The sequence below is a fragment of the Prevotella sp. P5-126 genome (genome assembly GCF_002251185.1).
GTDB lineage: Bacteria > Bacteroidota > Bacteroidia > Bacteroidales > Bacteroidaceae > Prevotella.
In genome coordinates this window covers 12,786-30,559 of the sequence record NZ_NPIZ01000108.1, presented here as the reverse complement: position 1 = coordinate 30,559, position 17,774 = coordinate 12,786, and the positions used below count along the sequence as shown (strand labels likewise).

Annotated in this window: 19 protein-coding genes; 13 read left to right on the top strand and 6 right to left on the bottom strand. The window is 44.6% G+C overall.

The window, feature by feature from the left end; genetic code table 11:
- Positions 1–61 precede the first annotated feature (61 nt).
- The 10 genes from CIK90_RS12540 to CIK90_RS12495 all read left to right on the top strand — a co-directional run bounded on the left by CIK90_RS12540 (position 62) and on the right by CIK90_RS12495 (position 10,058).
- Entirely contained in the window at positions 62–3,271 is a 3,210-nt protein-coding gene (locus tag CIK90_RS12540) for a DUF5112 domain-containing protein (RefSeq protein WP_094389670.1), read from the top strand.
- Positions 3,258–3,974, top strand: coding sequence for a DUF5932 domain-containing protein (locus CIK90_RS12535; protein ID WP_094389669.1), 717 nt, complete (start codon positions 3,258–3,260; stop codon positions 3,972–3,974). The genes CIK90_RS12540 and CIK90_RS12535 overlap by 14 nt, the downstream gene beginning before the upstream one ends.
- Before the next feature lie 51 nt (positions 3,975–4,025).
- On the top strand, positions 4,026–4,610 hold the full coding sequence (locus CIK90_RS12530; protein WP_144007286.1) for an AbgT family transporter: 585 nt from the start codon (positions 4,026–4,028) through the stop codon (positions 4,608–4,610).
- Positions 4,611–4,914: 304 nt separating this feature from the next.
- Positions 4,915–6,270 carry a signal recognition particle protein gene (gene ffh, locus CIK90_RS12525; RefSeq protein ID WP_094433919.1) on the top strand — a complete coding sequence of 452 codons (1,356 nt, stop codon included), beginning with the start codon at positions 4,915–4,917 and terminating at the stop codon, positions 6,268–6,270.
- A gap of 54 nt (positions 6,271–6,324) precedes the next feature.
- A complete protein-coding gene (folD, locus tag CIK90_RS12520) occupies positions 6,325–7,203 on the top strand; it encodes a bifunctional methylenetetrahydrofolate dehydrogenase/methenyltetrahydrofolate cyclohydrolase FolD (protein ID WP_094465679.1) in 879 nt (292 codons plus the stop codon).
- Between the two features lie 6 nt (positions 7,204–7,209).
- Positions 7,210–7,389, top strand: coding sequence for a tetratricopeptide repeat protein (locus tag CIK90_RS12515; protein ID WP_094389665.1), 180 nt, complete (start codon positions 7,210–7,212; stop codon positions 7,387–7,389).
- A gap of 12 nt (positions 7,390–7,401) precedes the next feature.
- Entirely contained in the window at positions 7,402–7,632 is a 231-nt protein-coding gene (locus CIK90_RS12510; RefSeq protein ID WP_094446221.1) for a 4Fe-4S binding protein, read from the top strand.
- 4 nt (positions 7,633–7,636) lie between these two features.
- A complete protein-coding gene (locus CIK90_RS12505) occupies positions 7,637–8,716 on the top strand; it encodes a 3-methyl-2-oxobutanoate dehydrogenase subunit VorB (RefSeq protein WP_094465677.1) in 1,080 nt (359 codons plus the stop codon).
- A gap of 2 nt (positions 8,717–8,718) precedes the next feature.
- The gene (locus tag CIK90_RS12500) at positions 8,719–9,486 is read left to right on the top strand and encodes a thiamine pyrophosphate-dependent enzyme (RefSeq protein WP_094440143.1); all 768 of its coding nucleotides are present in this window, start codon (positions 8,719–8,721) and stop codon (positions 9,484–9,486) included.
- Positions 9,487–9,515: 29 nt separating this feature from the next.
- Positions 9,516–10,058 carry a 2-oxoacid:acceptor oxidoreductase family protein gene (locus CIK90_RS12495; protein ID WP_094433917.1) on the top strand — a complete coding sequence of 181 codons (543 nt, stop codon included), beginning with the start codon at positions 9,516–9,518 and terminating at the stop codon, positions 10,056–10,058.
- 76 nt (positions 10,059–10,134) lie between these two features.
- Here the strand turns inward: CIK90_RS12495 and cobC are convergent, their stop codons facing one another.
- Positions 10,135–10,680, bottom strand: a complete 546-nt coding sequence (cobC, locus tag CIK90_RS12490; protein WP_094389660.1) for an alpha-ribazole phosphatase — start codon at positions 10,678–10,680, stop codon at positions 10,135–10,137.
- A gap of 188 nt (positions 10,681–10,868) precedes the next feature.
- On the opposite strand from cobC, the gene CIK90_RS12485 reads away from it, so the two are divergent.
- Complete coding sequence (locus tag CIK90_RS12485; protein ID WP_158216072.1) at positions 10,869–12,770, top strand: HAMP domain-containing sensor histidine kinase; 1,902 nt, start codon at positions 10,869–10,871, stop codon at positions 12,768–12,770.
- 415 nt (positions 12,771–13,185) lie between these two features.
- On the opposite strand, the gene CIK90_RS12480 is transcribed toward CIK90_RS12485, so the two are convergent.
- Genes CIK90_RS12480 through CIK90_RS12470 form a run of 3 tightly spaced genes read right to left on the bottom strand, consistent with a single transcriptional unit; the run spans position 13,186 to position 15,661 of the window.
- On the bottom strand, positions 13,186–13,317 hold the full coding sequence (locus tag CIK90_RS12480) for a dehydrogenase (RefSeq protein ID WP_094389973.1): 132 nt from the start codon (positions 13,315–13,317) through the stop codon (positions 13,186–13,188).
- Positions 13,318–13,325: 8 nt separating this feature from the next.
- Positions 13,326–14,804, bottom strand: coding sequence for a DUF4270 domain-containing protein (locus CIK90_RS12475; RefSeq protein WP_254046356.1), 1,479 nt, complete (start codon positions 14,802–14,804; stop codon positions 13,326–13,328).
- 59 nt (positions 14,805–14,863) lie between these two features.
- Positions 14,864–15,661: a glycogen/starch synthase gene (locus CIK90_RS12470; RefSeq protein WP_094433913.1), complete on the bottom strand. Its 798-nt coding sequence runs from the start codon at positions 15,659–15,661 to the stop codon at positions 14,864–14,866.
- Positions 15,662–15,837: 176 nt separating this feature from the next.
- Between CIK90_RS12470 and panC the strand changes: the two genes are divergently transcribed.
- Positions 15,838–16,689, top strand: a complete 852-nt coding sequence (panC, locus tag CIK90_RS12465) for a pantoate--beta-alanine ligase (RefSeq protein ID WP_094465673.1) — start codon at positions 15,838–15,840, stop codon at positions 16,687–16,689.
- A gap of 2 nt (positions 16,690–16,691) precedes the next feature.
- Positions 16,692–17,036, top strand: a complete 345-nt coding sequence (gene panD / locus CIK90_RS12460; protein ID WP_094389969.1) for an aspartate 1-decarboxylase — start codon at positions 16,692–16,694, stop codon at positions 17,034–17,036.
- 150 nt (positions 17,037–17,186) lie between these two features.
- Here panD and CIK90_RS12455 read toward each other — a convergent pair whose 3' ends face one another.
- Complete coding sequence (locus tag CIK90_RS12455; RefSeq protein WP_094391599.1) at positions 17,187–17,612, bottom strand: biotin/lipoyl-containing protein; 426 nt, start codon at positions 17,610–17,612, stop codon at positions 17,187–17,189.
- A 12-nt stretch (positions 17,613–17,624) separates the two neighbouring features.
- Complete coding sequence (locus CIK90_RS14340; protein ID WP_173815098.1) at positions 17,625–17,774, bottom strand: hypothetical protein; 150 nt, start codon at positions 17,772–17,774, stop codon at positions 17,625–17,627.

The window sequence follows — 17,774 nt, the reverse complement described above, 5'->3', positions numbered from 1 at the left end:
CCTTTGCTAAAAGGAGAAAATCATCGGCTTATTATCATCATAAACAAAAGGAGATTAAGATATGAAACACGATGCGATAAAAGCAGAGAGTTCATTTCTTAATCTCCTTTACGTTTTTTTTATTGCACCATTAGCACTCCTTCTGCTGACGAGCTCATGTCAGGCTCCTCCACGGCAAGATGTACAACAATTCAACGACAAGGCCTATGAAGCCCATTACCGCTCGTTGGATTCTGTGGAGCATTATGCCCGAAAAGCCCTCCAACTGGCACAGTATGACGATGACGGAAAGGCAGAAGCACTCAACAATCTGGCCTTCGCCAATATTGTCCGGATGGATTATGCCAAGGCAGAACAGCAACTGACAGAGGCTGCTACGCTAACCGACAATCAGATAGAACAACTCGTCTCGCAAGTGCAACTGATGCGACTCTGTCAACGTCGTTCTCGCAATCGTGATTTTTATGAGCATCGCGAACGAGCACTAAACTGTTTGCGCCGTATCAACGAAGAGCGTGCAGCACTCTCGCCAAGAGATACCCGACGGATGATTTATGCCGAGAGCGAATTGGCCATCGTCAATTCCACCTACTATTATTATGTAGGTTTGGAGCGACAAGCCTCCAATGCCATTCGACAAATCAACGAGGATGATGTGCGTCGCGACACAGCACAGTATCTTAATTACCTCTACAATATCGGCGCAGGAGGTATTATCATAGAGGGAACAGCCGAAGATATTGCCAACGAAGAAATAGAAAATCTTTTCCATTGTGTTTCCATGGCAGAACGTTGTCATTATCCCTACTTTGAAGCCAACGCCAAAGAGGCTTTGGCAGAACGTCAGAATGACCTGCAACTGGCAGAAGAGGCACTCATGCTGTTCCGGCAGTTTGGCGATGTCTATCAGATTGCAGGTGCACACCGCACGCTGGCCACATGCTACCATGTCATGGGAGACGACCGCCAAGCCCTCAAACACCTTTACCAAGCATTGGCAGACAAACGCATCAATCAGGCTCCAGACCTTGTGGCAAGTATTCGCGAACAGATGAGTGTGGCCTATGCGGCTCTCAACGATAAACCCCAAAGCGATTATAACCGCAATGTTTATATCGATATACAGGAACGCACTCGTCAGGATCGTGAATTAGAAGCACGCGCCAATATGTATGAAGTGGCTTCCATGCAACTTAACGTCATGATAATAGCCGTTATCGTGGCCATCTTCCTGCTGATACTGTTACTTTGGATCTTCAACCGCATGAACCGCAGGCAGAAGCAGGACAACCAACTGACAGAGATCCTGGAACAAAAGCAAGAAGAAGTTGCAGAAGCATGGATGAGGGTGGAGCGCAACGAAAAACAGCATTTGGAACAGCGGGCCAAGGTCGCACTTGTCATCAGCATCATACCACTCATAGACCGTATTCTCCATGAAGTGAAGCGACTCGGGGACACTCCTCATGCTAAACCTTCGACTGATGAACAGCAGAATATGCTCAAGATACGGCAGGAACGGCTTGGCTATATTCAGGAACTGACCGATCAAATCAATAAATATAATGATGTGCTGACACAATGGATTCAATTGCGTCAAGGCAGTCTGAATCTCCATATCGAGAGTTTCCCACTTCAAGGACTCTTCGATATTGTTGCCCATAGTCGTACAGGATTCAATATGAAACAAGTGACACTCGAAGTGGAACCAACTACCGCAGTAGTCAAGGCCGACAGAGTGCTCACCCTCTTCATGCTTAATACGTTGGCAGATAATGCCCGGAAGTTTACAGAACGTAATGGACTCGTGACGGTCAGCGCCAGCGAAACTGAAACATACGTGGAGGTAACGGTTAGCGATACCGGCAAAGGAATGGACCAACAGACCCTCGACCATCTCTTCGATGCCAAGCCAGTAATAGATCATGTGGGCGAAACGCCAACAGGAGAACAACGCTCGCATGGGTTCGGATTGATGAACTGTAAAGGTATTATTGAGAAATACCGTAAGATAAGCAGCATCTTCAGCGTCTGTACGCTGACTGCAGAAAGCGCAGTAGGAAAGGGGAGTAGGTTTGCCTTCCGATTGCCCAAAGGAGTTCGTCGTACGCTCACAGTATTGTTGTTGCTAATGGTAGGGTGGAACACCATGGTCGCTCAATATAACCGCAATCAGGCTCATATCTATGCAGACTCAGCCTATTTCTCCAACATCAACGGAACGTATGAACGCACGTTGGAATTTGCAGATTCATGCATGAAATACCTTAACTTGCAGTATCTCAAACAACGCTCTGACAGCTGCCTGCTCATGAAACTGATTGACGAGAGTGCCACACTATCGCCAGAAATAGCGTGGCTGCACGATAGTGTTGATGTCAACTATCAAGTAGTGCTCGACATTCGTAATGAGAGTGCGGTGGCAGCCCTTGCCCTTCACGATTGGCAACTCTATGCTTATAATAACAAAGCCTACACCCAACTGTATAAAGAACTCTCAGCAGACAATACCCTTGCTGACTATTGCCGAAAAATGCAGCAATCGCAATCTAATAAGCGTATCGCGGTCATTCTGCTCATCATCATCCTCATGCTTCTCATCCCAGCCTACTATATGCAATATTATCGGCATCGACTATATAAACAGTTCAATAGGGAGAAAAAACAACGCATAGATATCGAACTGGCGGATGACGAATTGCGGCGGGCAGAACTTGAATGTAGCAATCTTCATGTTACCAATGCCGTACTTGACAACTGTTTGTCAACGCTAAAACATGAGACCATGTATTATCCCAACCGCATCCGACAGTTGGCTTCTGCAGATGATCAGAACAATCTCGCAGAAGTGGTCAGCTACTATCGCGAACTCTATGGTATTCTCAGCGAACAAGCACTTCGACAAGTGGAACGCTTCCATCTTCATCTCAAGGCTGTCGATTGCTATGGTCATCAAGTTTTGGGAGATAGCCATGCGCTGAATGTGATGTGGCAAATCTTGGTGCAAAAAGACAGCGAGGTTAGTGTAGAGAGCAAAGACAACCGTTATTGGCTCTTTACTATTACCCAACCACACATGAATATTTCAAAGGAGGAGGCAGAAACACTCTTCACCCCTTCCTCTTCAGAACATATACCTTATCTGTTATGCCGACAGGTGGTGCGCGATCATGGAGAAACAACAAACTTGCGTGGTTGTGGTATTTGGGCAACAGTAGAGGATGGTAAAACTTATGTGAAATTAACATTACCCAAATATGGAAAACTTTAAACTTATTATCGTAGAAGATGTGCCGTTGGAACTTAAAGGCACGGAAGGAATCATCAGAAACGATATTCCTGAAGCCGACATCATAGGTACGGCAAGCAATGAAGCTGACTATTGGAAGCTGATCCGTCAGCAAAGACCGGACTTGGTATTGCTTGACCTCGGACTTGGAGGTTCTACAACTGTTGGCGTGGAAATCTGTCGTCAGACCAAACAAAACTATAAAGAGGTAAAAGTGCTGATTTTTACCGGCGAGATTCTCAATGAGAAACTATGGGTTGATGCACTCGATGCGGGAGCAGACGGCATCATTCTTAAAAGTGGAGAATTGCTGACTCGTTCAGATGTCGGAGCTGTGATGGAAGGCAAACAACTGGTATTCAACGAACCTATACTCAAAAAGATTGTTGAGCGTTTCAAACGGGATGTTACCATGCAACTGGTACGTCAAGAGGCTTTGGTCAACTATGAGATTGATGAATATGATGAGCGTTTCCTGCGTCATCTGGCCCTCGGCTATACTAAAGAACAGATTACCAACCTGCGGGGAATGCCCTTTGGCGTGAAGAGTCTGGAGAAGCGACAGAATGAACTGGTCCACAAACTCTTTCCTGAAGGAGAGAGTGTTAACGCCACCCGTTTGGTGGTAAGAGCCTTGGAGTTGCGTATCCTCGACCTTGACAATCTTGAACCTGACGCAGAGTGATGAAACTGACCGATTAGAGGTGAAGAGAGTAATCAGTATGAGTATGTCGATATGGTGAAAAAGCGATTAGCATATTTTGCAACAACCTTGGCAATGGCAGAGGTGGCGTTAATCTTGTTTTCGTGGATATGGAGTGCGGCATTTCCAAACGATCAAGTTCGTTCTCTCCTGTCTAGTGAAGGATTGCGCTGGTTTTTCGGACATTTCTCTGAGATATTGGCAACGCCATTGATGGTGAATATATTGTTGATGGGAATGGCTTATGGTTGCTTGCGCCGATGTGGAGTATTGGCCTACAGCAATACCTATCGCGAACGCCGTGCCTTGCTGATGAGTCTGGGACTCTTGGTGGTCTATGCTGTGGCATTACTTTTGCTGACCATACTGCCCCATGCCGTGTTGTTGAGCGCTACCGGACATCTGTTTCCGTCGCCATTCGCTTCAAGCCTCCTTCCTGTATTGGCATTCTCCATCGTCACCTCATCCATGTTATATGGAGCGGTAATGGAGCGAATCCGTCATATCGGGCATGTCTATGACTCGTTGTTGGATGGACTCCGTAGTATTACTCCTTTCATACTTTTCTATATACTATTCATGCAAATCTATGAGTCCATACGCTTTGTGTTTGGCTAATCCCTCATTTTTAGGTATTGTGGCATTGGGAGAATAGGCGTACCTTTGCAACGTGTTAAGAACATCACAGACACAAAAATGGTAATAGTATTTGTTTAGTTTAGTATGAAATCGGTCGGTATGCTGCCGGCCGTTTTTCTTTTCCATCTCTGATGGCGATTCTCGATTACAGATATTGCACATTCCGTTTTGTGGTGTGCAAATAGAAGGGGCGGTTGTATTTTTCCCAAGCATTACGTGCAGTAAAATTTGGTATTTCGGGTTCTAATTTGTATCTTTGCACCAAAGATATAAGTAATAAGATATGTTTGAAAACTTAAGTGAAAGACTTGAACGTTCGTTCAAGATACTGAAAGGTGAAGGAAAAATCACCGAGATTAACGTGGCAGAAACCTTAAAGGATGTGCGTCGTGCTTTATTGGATGCTGACGTCAACTATAAGGTAGCTAAGAGCTTTACTGATACGGTAAAGCAGAAAGCCATGGGTATGAATGTGCTGACTGCTGTGAAGCCCAGTCAGTTGATGGTGAAGATTGTACACGACGAACTGGCTGAACTGATGGGCGGTAAAGCTGTCGAACTTACATTAGAGAATCGTCCTGCCATCGTGCTGATGTCGGGTCTGCAAGGTTCGGGTAAGACAACGTTCAGCGGAAAACTTGCTAATATGCTGAAAAACAAACAGCATAAGAATCCATTGCTCGTGGCATGCGACGTCTATCGTCCTGCTGCTATCCAGCAGTTGCACGTAGTGGGCGAGAGTGTTGGTGTACCTGTATATTCCGAGCCAGATAATAAAAATGTTGTAGAGATTGCCAATAATGCCATTCGTGAAGCGAAGGCTAAAAACTATAATGTTGTCATCATCGATACTGCTGGTCGCTTGGCCGTTGATGAGGAGATGATGAACGAGATAGCTACGCTCAAAGAGGCTGTCAATCCAGATGAAACGCTCTTCGTGGTTGACGCCATGACGGGTCAGGATGCTGTTAATACTGCCAAGGAGTTTAACGATCGGCTTGACTTCGATGGTGTAGTACTCACCAAACTCGATGGTGACACCCGTGGTGGTGCTGCCCTTTCCATTCGTACTGTTGTAACCAAACCCATCAAGTTTGTGGGAACAGGTGAAAAGATGGAAGCTATTGATGTATTCCATCCTGATCGTATGGCAGACCGTATTCTTGGAATGGGTGATATCGTATCACTTGTTGAACGTGCTCAGGAACAGTTTGATGAAAAACAGGCCAAAGAACTTGAGAAGAAGATTCGCAAGAACAAGTTTGATTTCAACGACTTCATGAGTCAGATTCAGCAAATCAAGAAAATGGGTAATATCAAAGATCTTGCAGCCATGATACCTGGTGTAGGAAAAGCTATCAAGGATGTGGATATCGATGATAATGCCTTTAAAGGTGTTGAGGCCATCATTCAGTCGATGACACCCAAAGAACGTGCAAACCCAGATATCATCAATCAAAGTCGTCGTCAGCGTATAGCAAAGGGTAGTGGTTCAAAGATAGAAGATGTGAACCGCCTGCTCAAACAGTTTGAGCAGACCCGTAAGGTGATGAAGATGATGACAGGCGGCAATAGCTCGAAAATGATGCAGATGGCTAATGCCATGCGCCACATGAAGGGTGGAATGCCCAAGATGTAATGTTCTTATAGATAAAGGACACAGAAACATAACAATTCAAACGAAATAAACTTTATGCAACTGATAGACGGTAAAGCAACCGCAGCGGCTATTAAGGCTGAAATAGCGGAAGAAGTGAAAGGCATCATGGCCAATGGAGGTAAGCAACCTCATTTAGCAGCAGTGTTGGTAGGTCACGACGGTGGTTCGGAGACCTATGTGAAAAATAAAGTACTGGCTTGCGAAGCTTGTGGATTTAAATCAACCCTTATCCGCTATGAGGACAATATTACTGAAGAGGAACTGCTGAAGTGCGTCGATCGGTTGAACAAAGATGCCGATGTCGATGGATTCATTGTACAGTTGCCATTGCCCAAACATATTGATGAGCAGAAAGTGATTGAAGCCATCGACTATCGAAAGGATGTGGATGGATTCCATCCCGTCAACGTAGGACGTATGGCTATTGGATTGCCTTGCTTCATTTCTGCCACACCATTGGGCATTATTACTTTGCTCAAGCGCTATAATGTTCAAACAAGTGGCAAGAAGTGTGTCGTATTGGGCAGAAGCAATATCGTGGGCAAACCTATGGCACAACTCATGATGCAGAAACAATATGGCGATGCTACCGTTACTGTTTGTCACTCTCATTCGGAGCACCTCAAAGAGGAATGTAGAAATGCTGATATCATCATCGCTGCCATTGGACGTCCCGACTTCGTTACAGCAGACATGGTGAAGCCTGGTGCAGTTATTATTGACGTGGGCACCACTCGAGTACCTGATGCCACACGCAAAAGCGGATTCCGTCTTAATGGTGACGTCAAGTTTGATGAGGTAGCACCTAAGTGTTCGTTTATCACTCCCGTGCCCGGTGGAGTAGGGCCGATGACTATCTGCTCGCTGATGAAGAATACTTTGGCTGCTGGTAAGAAGGAATACTATAAATAGAGAATAATGACAGCTCAGGAATATTATGAACAAGGTAATGCTTGCCGCAGACAGGCCGACTGGCAAGGAGCTATCAACAATTACTTGAAAGCCATCGAGATTGACCCAGAGAGTCCTGCTGTCGAAGCAAAGCAAATGCTTGACGATATACTGAACTATTATCACAAGGATTCGTATAACCCATAAAATATAAAAATTATGGCAAAGGTTAAAGGAGCTGTTGTGGTTGATACCGACCGCTGTAAAGGATGTGCGCTGTGTGTAAGTGCTTGTCCACAAGGCGTTATTGTATTGGCCAATCGTGTCAATGTGCATGGCTATCCCTATGTGGAACCTGCACAGATAGACAAGTGTACAGGTTGCACTTCGTGCGCCATTGTGTGTCCGGACGCTTGTATTACTGTCTATCGTAAAAAAATGGAGGGATAAGATTATGATAGAACAGGAAGTAACACTCATGAAAGGCAATGAGGCCTTGGCCCATGCTGCCATCCGCTGTGGTGCTGACGGATATTTCGGATATCCTATTACTCCGCAGAGTGAGGTCATCGAGACTCTGGCTGAACTGAAACCCTGGGAAACCACCGGTATGGTGGTGTTGCAGGCTGAAAGTGAAGTGGCGTCTATCAATATGATCTATGGTGGAGCCGCTGCAGGAAAGCGCGTGCTCACCTCGTCATCATCGCCAGGCATCGCATTGATGCAGGAAGGTATTACCTATATGGCTGGTGCAGAACTGCCCGGTGTGTTTATCAACGTGCAACGCGGAGGACCCGGACTGGGAACCATCCAACCCTCACAGGGCGACTATTTCCAAGCTACTCGTGGAGGAGGTAATGGTGACTATAATACCATCGTCTTAGCTCCTGATAGCGTTCAGGAAATGGCAGACTTTGTGGATCTCGCATTTACGCTGGCTTTCAAATATCGTAACCCTGCCATGATTTTGGCTGATGGTGTGATAGGACAGATGATGGAAAAGGTTGTTTTGCCACCCATCAAACCGCGTCGCACAGAAGAGGAAATCAGAAAAGAATGTCCTTGGGCTACTATCGGACGCACCAAAGACCGCAAACCCAATATCATCACGTCGCTCGAACTCAAACCTGAGGCTATGGAGCTGCGAAATCTTCATCTCCAAGAGAAGTATAAGACCATCCGCAAGAAGGAAGTACGCTATGAAACCATCCAGTGTGATGATGCTGATTTTATCGTTGTGGCCTTCGGTAGTGCAGCACGTCTGACACAGAAAGCCATGGAAATGGCTCGCGAAGAAGGACTGAAGGTGGGACTGTTGCGCCCCATCACGCTGTGGCCATTCCCGTCAGAAGCTATCGCTCAAGTGGCAAAAGGCAAGAAAGGTGTACTTGTGGTAGAAATCAACGCCGGACAAATGGTACAGGATGTGCGCCTGGCTGTTAACGGCGATATCGCTGTAGATCATTTCGGTCGCTTGGGAGGTATTGTTCCCGAGCCAGAGGAAATCGTTGAAGCTATAAAGAAGATGAGGTAACTATGGAGAACGAAATCATTAAACCGGAGAATCTGGTATATCAGAAACCGACCCTGATGAACGACAACCACATGCATTATTGCCCTGGTTGTTCACATGGTGTGGTACATAAGTTGGTGGCTGAAGTCATCGAGGAAATGGGTATGACCGATAAAACCATTGGCGTGTCACCAGTGGGATGCGCCGTCTTTGCTTACAACTATCTGGATATCGACTGGCAGGAAGCTGCCCATGGACGTGCTCCTGCTGTGGCTACTGCCGTTAAACGGCTTTGGCCTGACCGTCTTGTGTTTACCTATCAAGGTGATGGCGACTTGGCTTGTATTGGAACATGTGAGACCATCCATGCCTTGAATCGTGGTGAACATATCGCTATTATCTTCATCAATAATGCTATATATGGTATGACAGGCGGACAAATGGCGCCTACTACCTTGATGGGAATGAAGACTTCTACCTGTCCTTATGGTCGTCAGGCTGATCTTCATGGATATCCCCTTCACATCACCGAGATTGCTTCTACACTCGAAGGCACATGCTATGTGACTCGTCAGAGTGTGGAAACTGTGGCTGCCATACGTGGTGCCAAGAAAGCCATACGTAAGGCTTTCGAAGCTTCGATGGCAGGAAAGGGAAGTAGTCTTGTAGAGATTGTATCAACCTGCAATAGTGGATGGAAAATGTCACCTAAGGCCGCTAACGAATGGATGGAAGAACACATGTTCAAATACTATCCAAAGGGTGACCTCAAGGACACTACGGGACTTTAGTCAATCAACAGGAAATAAACAACGAAGCAATGAAAAAAGAAATCATCATATCCGGTTTCGGAGGACAAGGTGTACTCTCTATGGGTAAAATCCTGGCCTATTCGGGACTGATGGACAATAAGGAAGTGACATGGATGCCTGCTTACGGCCCAGAACAGCGTGGTGGTACTGCCAATGTCACAGTCATTGTGAGTGACGAGAAGATATCGTCACCAATCCTCAGTAAGTTTGACATTGCCATTGTGCTCAACCAACCTTCGCTGGAAAAGTTTGAACCAAAACTCAAACCTGGTGGCATTCTGATATACGACAGTTTCGGAATCATTAATCCTCCTACACGTAGCGACATCACAGTATATCGTATTGATGCGATGGACAAGGCTGCCGAGATGAAAAACGGTAAGGTGTTCAACATGATTGTGTTGGGTGGACTGCTCAAGGTTGCCCCTGTTGTAAGTACTGCTGGCGTAGAGAAAGCTCTTTTCAAAACGTTGCCTGAACGTCATCATGGTCTTATTCCGCTGAATATGCAAGCCATTGAAGAGGGTGGTAAGATTATCGCTAAACAGTAACAGAACAGTTGATATCATAAAAGAAGAGTGAAGAATCAGGTTCTTCACTCTTTTTTTACGTTCTGAATGATGCGCTTTATGGGGCGATATTCAATTCTATCACCCCACCATAAGGTGTCTGATGCTTCCATGCCTCTTCTGGGGAATAGAGCTTGGCATAGATGGAAGCTGCGGCAAGTACACCACCGTGGGCGAAGATGACCACCCGATGGTAGTTGTGATCTTTCAATTCGTCGAAGAAGGAGGCTACCCGTTGATACTGCATTGGAAAACTCTCGCCATTGGGTGTCGGCAAATGCAGATAATCATCATACCATTGTTGCAGATAGGGGTCTGTAATGTTGTCGTAGCGTTGCATTTCCCAATCGCCCATGTTCATTTCCATCAATCGCTTGTCGGCATTGGCAGAGGCAAAGCCACAATAGTCTGCCAACAATCGCGCCCTGGTAAGTGGTGAAGTGAATGCAGCATCAGGAAAACCATCCTTCCAATATGTTTCAAGCTGTGCTTTTGTTTGTTCTGCTTCTTGCTGAAAAGTATCGGCTACGCTAACGTCTGTCTGACCATAACAGGTGCCTGGTGCAACATTGACACGGGTGTGTCTGACCATAATGATATTCATACGCTATGGGAATGATTTCTATTGTTTGTTATTGTTTTGCAAAGATAGGGAAAAAATGTTTTGATTGAAAATATTCTGGTTAATTATTCGCAGAAAGCAATAAAAAACAGTATCTTTGCATCATGAATAGGATTTATAAGAATATTTCCTTTTGGACACACATTTGTCTATTGTTGCTTATGTTAGGCATGCCTCACCGACTTTTAGCCGATGACCGCATTCTCTATGTGACTTCTTATGAACCCGACAACAAGATAGTTGCTGATAATTTGGGAGAGTTTTCCAATTATGTCAAGACAAATATTCCCAATTCGCGTCTTTTTGTGGAGAGCATGAACTGTAATGGAATGATCGACATAAAAGACTGGCGCAAATGGATGGAAGGCATCATCAGCAAATACAATAATGGTCACATGCGCCCCGATATCGTAGTGCTGACGGGCTGTGAGGCAGTATCTACTTTCCTTTCTATTCCAAACCCAGAGTATAAGAAAATCCCAGTGCTCGTAGGTGGTTGTAGCTTTTCCATGGTGGAATTGCCGGATGATACAACCGATGTGGCATCGTGGACCCCTGAATTAAAATACTTGCGCTCTGATTATCAGGACTATAATCTTATTGGTGGTATTCTGACGCGCTATTCTGTTGAGAAAAATATAGAGTTAGCCAAACGGATGTATCCTCATGCGAAAAACTATTATTTCGTTTCCGATAATTCGTTGGGCGGTGTGTCATTGCAAGCCTTGGCACGCAAGGATATGCGGCAAGCTAAGTTCAGCAATATTAAGATGCATTATTATGATGGGCGTACAGGCTTTTTTGATACGTTAGCCAAGAAAATAAAACGGCTTAATCCCGAAACTGATGTACTTCTGATAGGCTCTTGGCGACTTGATGCTAACAACAGTTTCAATGTGAGCCATTCTGCAGAACTGTTTCGTACGCTCAATCCGTCAGTACCGGTATTCTCTGTTGCGGGATCGGGTATGAATGGATGGGCTGTGGGTGGTTGGATTCCTGAATATGCTAACAAGAATGAGAAACTTGGTGAGATGTGTAAGGATTATCTTGAAACACGCTCTGACCAAGGATGGGTATATCTGAATGAAGGTTTTGTCTTCGACTATCGGCGCATGCAGGATTTAGACATCAGCGAGAGCCGGTTGCCCGAAGGTTTTACGATTATAAATGAGCCGAAACCATTCTTCGAGAAACATAGTGTGGTTATCGACTACATCCTTTTTGCCACGGTGTTTCTCAGTATAGGACTCAGTATTGCCATTGTGGCACTTATCAAGTCTCACCGCTTACGCAAAGAACTGATTCAGAAAGGAAAGGAATTGGAAGAGGCACGTGATAAAGCCGAGGAAGCTAATCATATGAAATCGGCTTTTCTTGCCAATATGAGTCATGAAATCCGCACGCCACTCAATGCTATTGTGGGATTCTCAGATTTGTTGGCTACACAGTCAGAAGATTTGGGCGTTCAAGAGAAAACCCATTTCAGCAATGTCATACAAGAGAATACCAATGCGTTGCTCAATCTCATCAACGATGTGCTCGATCTCTCGCGTATAGAGAGTGGACATGTAAGGATGGAGTTGACTCTGTGTGATGTGAAGCAATTGTGCCAGACAACAATAGAATCGGTAGAGATGACGTGTCGTAAACCCATACATTTCGTTTTTGAGTGTGACGAACCGTCTGTTCATTTCGTTACCGATAAGACACGTCTGCGGCAAGTACTTGTCAATCTGCTTACCAATGCCATTAAGTTTAGTGACAAAGGTAATATTACAGTGTCACTTGTTGTGGACCATGATGACGAGAGTGCTTCGTTTGCTGTTACCGATCAGGGATGTGGCATCAAACCGGAATATGCTGAAAAGATTTTCGATCGTTTTGTCAAACTTGACCAGTTTACCAAAGGCACTGGTCTTGGATTGCAGATATGTCGTCAGATCATAGAGATACTTGGAGGACGTATATGGCTCGACAATACCTATCATGGTGGCGCTCGCTTCCGTTTTGTTCATCCTACCAATCTGGAGGAGGCAATGCCAGAACCCTTACCGTATCATGTATTCTGAATGATTGCAGTTTAAGTTGTGCTATTTATTCCCGGTGTGTTCGGGGCGTCAACGAGATTTGTTCGGGTTTTGCTGTTTCATCATGTGATATTTTGGGGGCTTCAGGAATTTGGAGTGATGGCATATTAAATAATCTATGATTGTTTTAAAATTATCTTGTATAAGTTGTTTACAGCAAAGAGTTTACTTAATACTTGGGCTATTAAAAACAATCTCTTCTTACATTATATGCAAATTAAGACTTTTGAATTCTCTTAGTCTTGTATATTAAGGGTTTTGTGGGAAACAGAATTTCCCAAATTGCTGATATACACCATCATTGATCGTTCATCACTCGAAATGTCAGATGAACCTTACTATATTGATGCGAAACAGAAAACCCCGATTTCATGAAAGATGAAATCGGGGCTTTTACTTATAGTGCTTCGTCGTCAGGCCGTTGTATCGATGGTTTCTTGATCTTGGGTAGATGTTTCTTCTTACGGAGATAAGCGGCTTTGCGAGCCTCATATTCTTCGAAATGCTTCTCCAGAAAATTATCGGCCATAATGATGACTATTGGTTTCTACTGTATATGACGGTAATGTGGAGTGGGGTATGGGCATTCTCGCTACCTCCCACAAGGCGAACACTGGTCAGCGACATCTCGTTGTTGATACCGGTAATAGTGGTTGTCGTCTGATAGTAAGATGTTGACGAGGTGGTCACAGTCTTGACAGGCACCAATACAACCTTGTTCCAGTTAGGATGTGTTGCAGTATAATTGCTACCACCAGCCTGCTTCTTCTTATAGAGATGATTGATGAGGTTGGAGATATTGCTGTATGTATAGGTATTCTTTGTACTGCTGTATGTTGCCAAATACGATGTCTTGTTGTCTGTGACTTTCAGATTCTCAAAGAACGAATAGAGACTGTCTTTCTCTACCATCAACAATTGTGTGGGTTGCTGAAGGAGGTTATCGCTGAGATCGTTTTGGGTATTCATCTTGTTGAATACAATCTTAGCAGACGTGATCGTATCATTCTCATGGTTGCGCTTGATGTCATCAATGGGCAGGGTCACTTCTGTGAAAATACCGGCAGGTGTCTTCAGATAGGTGCAACTATTGTCTGAAGCCAAGCGAGCCACAGTCTTCTTGTCGTTGGTGATACGGGTTGTCTGCAATACTTCCTCTGTGCCGTTAAAGGTTTTGCTACCCACGTAGGTCTTGCCACCCTCTTTGCCACGGAAATAAATCATCAGCTGTGTACGACTCACCTCGTTCATCAGTCCCAGTCCGTCTGTAATCTTGAAATAGAAACCGGGACATACTTTATGGATGAAGTTATATGAGTTCTTAAAGTATTCTGGATGAGCATAGTAGGTGCGCATCAGGTAGGTACCATAGTTGTTGTAGGTATTACCATCCTTGTCGGTATATTCCTTGTTGAGGGGAATGCTGACATACTCATAATAGGAACCTGATTGCTGCACTTTACGCAGACTGTCACTCAACTGAAGATTGACGATAGAGAAAATCTTGTTTTCGTGCAGTCCGTCTTCACGGATATGACCCTTTGCAGCAGGATCGAAATTAGTATAGTAGGTTTTTCCTTCTTCTACAGGATTGCCAATCTCAAAAACAGAGAGTTTCAAAGCTGCGAGAGAGTCACCTTGCCACTTGTTGACAACAACATTCAGTACGCATGAGTCTGCTACGATTTCATTGTCAATCAGACTTGCCACACTATCCTTTGGAGGGAAGATGGCATTGCTTTCGTTTTCAAGCAAGGTAAACTGCGACATGTAGTCACTCGTGATATATGATCCAGTCTCTGGATCTTTGATGCGACCGAGATAACTGTATTCACTTCGTGAAATCACCGAATCGACCACAAGCGACCGAGAACTCACCTGAAAAGAGTCGGTTGCAATAGCAAACAAGTCAGCGCTGTCGCTAATAGAATTACCGACGTTTGCTGTTTCCTCGTCGCAAGAGCAGATTGCCATCAGTGGGAGGACAATAGCTGCTAATAGTGTTTCCTTTGTCATTGAAGTAATGATTATCTTAATGATATCCTAATTTATCTTTTACCTTATTAAGGTTTGCATTAAATCTTTTCGTAGAACTCTTCATAAGCCTTACCGAAATCAGCACCGGGATAGGCGAGAGTGGGGATGCCCTGCTCTGCGGCGTAGTTCATCCAGTCTGCTTCTGTGTCTTGATGGGCAGCAATGACACCGTCGCTATAGTCGATAGCCAACTTAGCCAGTTCTGTAGCATCAAATACTTCGTTGTATTTTGTGAGGGTGTCGGCTGTAATATCGCGGAACTCAAGACACTTTTTGAAGTTGGGCGCCAAATCACTTGTCATCTGGTTGGGGAACAACGAGGTGACTACCTTGGTATTGGCAAATGAAGGTTCATCATAATAGGCCTTTTTGATAAACAAGGGTACTACGGCTCCCATCCATCCCTGTACGTGGATGATATCGGGTACCCAACGGAGCTTCTTAACAGTTTCCAATACGCCACGAGCGAAGAAAATTGCACGCTCGCCATTGTCTGCATAGTCCATACCGTTTTCATCCTTGTCCATCTGACGACGAGTGAAATAATCATCGTTGTCAATGAAATATACCTGTATGCGAGTCTGGACGATAGAAGCTACCTTAATAATCAATGGATGGTCGGTATCGTCGATGATAAGATTCATACCTGAGAGACGGATCACTTCATGTAGTTGACCGCGACGTTCATTGATATTACCCCATTTGGGCATGAAGGTGCGAATCTCGTGACCACTCTCTTGCATGACTTGAGGCAATGCCTTACCCATGTGTGAAAGGTCTGTTTCCGGTACATAAGGAACAATCTCTTGGTTGATGAACAATATCTTCTTTGCCATATTATTGAATGATTTAATCTTTGCAAAGATACGAATTTTTTTTCAAAAAATGATTTGTAAATGCGATATTTTAAGGTTTTTGTACCTTCTTTTGGCATATTTTCACCAAATCCTTTCATTATTTGATAAAAAAGTAGTTATTTTGCACTCGCTTTAGAAAAACAAAGAAATTTGAAATGAAAGTTTTCAGTAAAATCGTAGATCTTCAAAACCAATTGTTTGAAGACCGAAAAAATGGAAAAGAAATAGGTTTGGTTCCTACCATGGGTGCCCTCCATGAAGGACATGCATCGTTGGTTAGACGTAGTGTCAAGGAGAATGGCATTACCGTAGTGTCGGTGTTTGTCAATCCTACACAGTTCAACGACAAGAATGATTTGAAAAATTACCCACGCACGCTTGATGCCGACTGTCAGTTGCTCGATGCGTGTGGAGCTGATTATGTGCTGGCTCCTTCTGTGGAGGAGATGTATCCTACTCCAGACACTCGTCAGTTTGAATTTCCGCCAGTTTCAACGGTAATGGAAGGTGCACACCGTCCCGGACACTTCAATGGTGTGTGTCAGGTGGTGAGCCGCTTGTTTTATATCGTTAAGCCCAATCGTGCCTACTTTGGTGAGAAAGACTGGCAACAGATTGCTGTGGTCAAGGCTATGGTGAAACAACTCGGTTTGAAAGTGCAGATTGTGGAATGCGACATCGTGCGCGATGCTGACGGATTGGCACGCAGTTCACGCAACACCCTGTTGGCTAAAGATGAGCGCTCCATAGCACCTGCCATCTACAAGACCCTGAAGGAAAGTATCTCTTACGCTAAGACGCATACTGTGGGCGAAACCCATGATTTTGTGGTCAATACCATCAATGCGGTGGATGGCCTTGAAGTGGAATATTTCTCTATCGTTGACGGTAACACCTTGCAGGATATTGCCGCTTGGGACGATACTCCCTACGTCGTAGGTTGCATCACAGTATATTGTGGAAAGACTCCAATCCGACTCATTGATCACATTAAATATAAGGCATAGTCATGATGATAGAGGTAATGAAGTCAAAACTTCACTGTGTGACAGTGACAGAGGCAAATCTTAACTATATGGGAAGTATCACCATCGATGAAGATTTGATGGATGCTGCCAATATGATAGCAGGGGAGAAAGTCCAGATAGTAGATAATAATAATGGCGAACGCTTTGAAACCTATATTATTAAGGGAGAACGAGGCAGTGGCTGTATTTGCCTGAATGGTGCTGCAGCACGTAAAGTGCAAGTTGGCGATGTGTGCATCATCATATCCTATGCCTTGATGGATTTTGAAGAGGCTAAATCGTTTACGCCGACCGTTGTCTTTCCTAAAGCAGACAACAGCCTGTAATCAAGTGCTAATGTCAGGGTAAACATCGGCAGAGAAGATGACTGCCTGCAATCGTACAGCAACAATATAGTCTCTGCATCAATCAGATAAACAAAAATAAAGGAGGGAACCTCAGTAGAGGCTCCCTCCTTTATTTAGTATGAATAGAGATTACTCGATTACTACAAGTGCATCATCTTCCATGACGCTCTGTCCAGGCTGAACGCATACTGCGGTAATCTTACCGCTCTTCTCTGCCTCGATATTATTAGCCATCTTCATAGCTTCCAATACCAAGACTACGTCGCCTGCCTGTACTTCGTCACCTACATTGACGCGAATCTCTGTGATGACACCTGGCAGTGGAGCCTTAAGCGCATTGTTGGAGTTGGCTCTTCCTGATGGAGCTTCTGATGGAACTGCTGTGGGCTTTGCCACAACAGGCTTCACAACAACCTTCTCCACTTCAGGTTCTGGTTCCATTTCCACTTTGTATTCTTCACCATTGACATTGACGGTAACCATGTTCTCGACAACGTCACCAATGGCTACTTCATACTTGTTGCCATTAATTGTATATTTGTATTCTTTTTTCATCGCGCTTTGTGTTTAGGGATGTTCTGTCATAGTCAGAGCATATCCATTCCACTGGGTCTGCTTGTCATCAATAGTGATGATGCATGACTCTTTGTCGTGGACATTATTGCCTTTGAACTCATGAAGAGCCATGGCAATAGCTGCATATACTTCATTCTTCAT

Excerpts from the sequence above, each read along its gene's own strand:
- CIK90_RS12540 (WP_094389670.1), top strand. The coding sequence starts at position 62 with ATGAAACACGATGCGATAAAAGCAGAGAGTTCATTTCTTAATCTCCTT.
- CIK90_RS12535 (WP_094389669.1), top strand. The coding sequence starts at position 3,258 with ATGGAAAACTTTAAACTTATTATCGTAGAAGATGTGCCGTTGGAACTT.
- CIK90_RS12530 (WP_144007286.1), top strand. The coding sequence starts at position 4,026 with ATGGTGAAAAAGCGATTAGCATATTTTGCAACAACCTTGGCAATGGCA.
- ffh (WP_094433919.1), top strand. The coding sequence starts at position 4,915 with ATGTTTGAAAACTTAAGTGAAAGACTTGAACGTTCGTTCAAGATACTG.
- folD (WP_094465679.1), top strand. The coding sequence starts at position 6,325 with ATGCAACTGATAGACGGTAAAGCAACCGCAGCGGCTATTAAGGCTGAA.
- CIK90_RS12515 (WP_094389665.1), top strand. The coding sequence starts at position 7,210 with ATGACAGCTCAGGAATATTATGAACAAGGTAATGCTTGCCGCAGACAG.
- CIK90_RS12510 (WP_094446221.1), top strand. The coding sequence starts at position 7,402 with ATGGCAAAGGTTAAAGGAGCTGTTGTGGTTGATACCGACCGCTGTAAA.
- CIK90_RS12505 (WP_094465677.1), top strand. The coding sequence starts at position 7,637 with ATGATAGAACAGGAAGTAACACTCATGAAAGGCAATGAGGCCTTGGCC.
- CIK90_RS12500 (WP_094440143.1), top strand. The coding sequence starts at position 8,719 with ATGGAGAACGAAATCATTAAACCGGAGAATCTGGTATATCAGAAACCG.
- CIK90_RS12495 (WP_094433917.1), top strand. The coding sequence starts at position 9,516 with ATGAAAAAAGAAATCATCATATCCGGTTTCGGAGGACAAGGTGTACTC.
- cobC (WP_094389660.1), bottom strand. The coding sequence starts at position 10,680 with ATGAATATCATTATGGTCAGACACACCCGTGTCAATGTTGCACCAGGC.
- CIK90_RS12485 (WP_158216072.1), top strand. The coding sequence starts at position 10,869 with ATGCCTCACCGACTTTTAGCCGATGACCGCATTCTCTATGTGACTTCT.
- CIK90_RS12480 (WP_094389973.1), bottom strand. The coding sequence starts at position 13,317 with ATGGCCGATAATTTTCTGGAGAAGCATTTCGAAGAATATGAGGCTCGC.
- CIK90_RS12475 (WP_254046356.1), bottom strand. The coding sequence starts at position 14,804 with ATGACAAAGGAAACACTATTAGCAGCTATTGTCCTCCCACTGATGGCA.
- CIK90_RS12470 (WP_094433913.1), bottom strand. The coding sequence starts at position 15,661 with ATGGCAAAGAAGATATTGTTCATCAACCAAGAGATTGTTCCTTATGTA.
- panC (WP_094465673.1), top strand. The coding sequence starts at position 15,838 with ATGAAAGTTTTCAGTAAAATCGTAGATCTTCAAAACCAATTGTTTGAA.
- panD (WP_094389969.1), top strand. The coding sequence starts at position 16,692 with ATGATGATAGAGGTAATGAAGTCAAAACTTCACTGTGTGACAGTGACA.
- CIK90_RS12455 (WP_094391599.1), bottom strand. The coding sequence starts at position 17,612 with ATGAAAAAAGAATACAAATATACAATTAATGGCAACAAGTATGAAGTA.
- CIK90_RS14340 (WP_173815098.1), bottom strand. The coding sequence starts at position 17,774 with ATGAAGAATGAAGTATATGCAGCTATTGCCATGGCTCTTCATGAGTTC.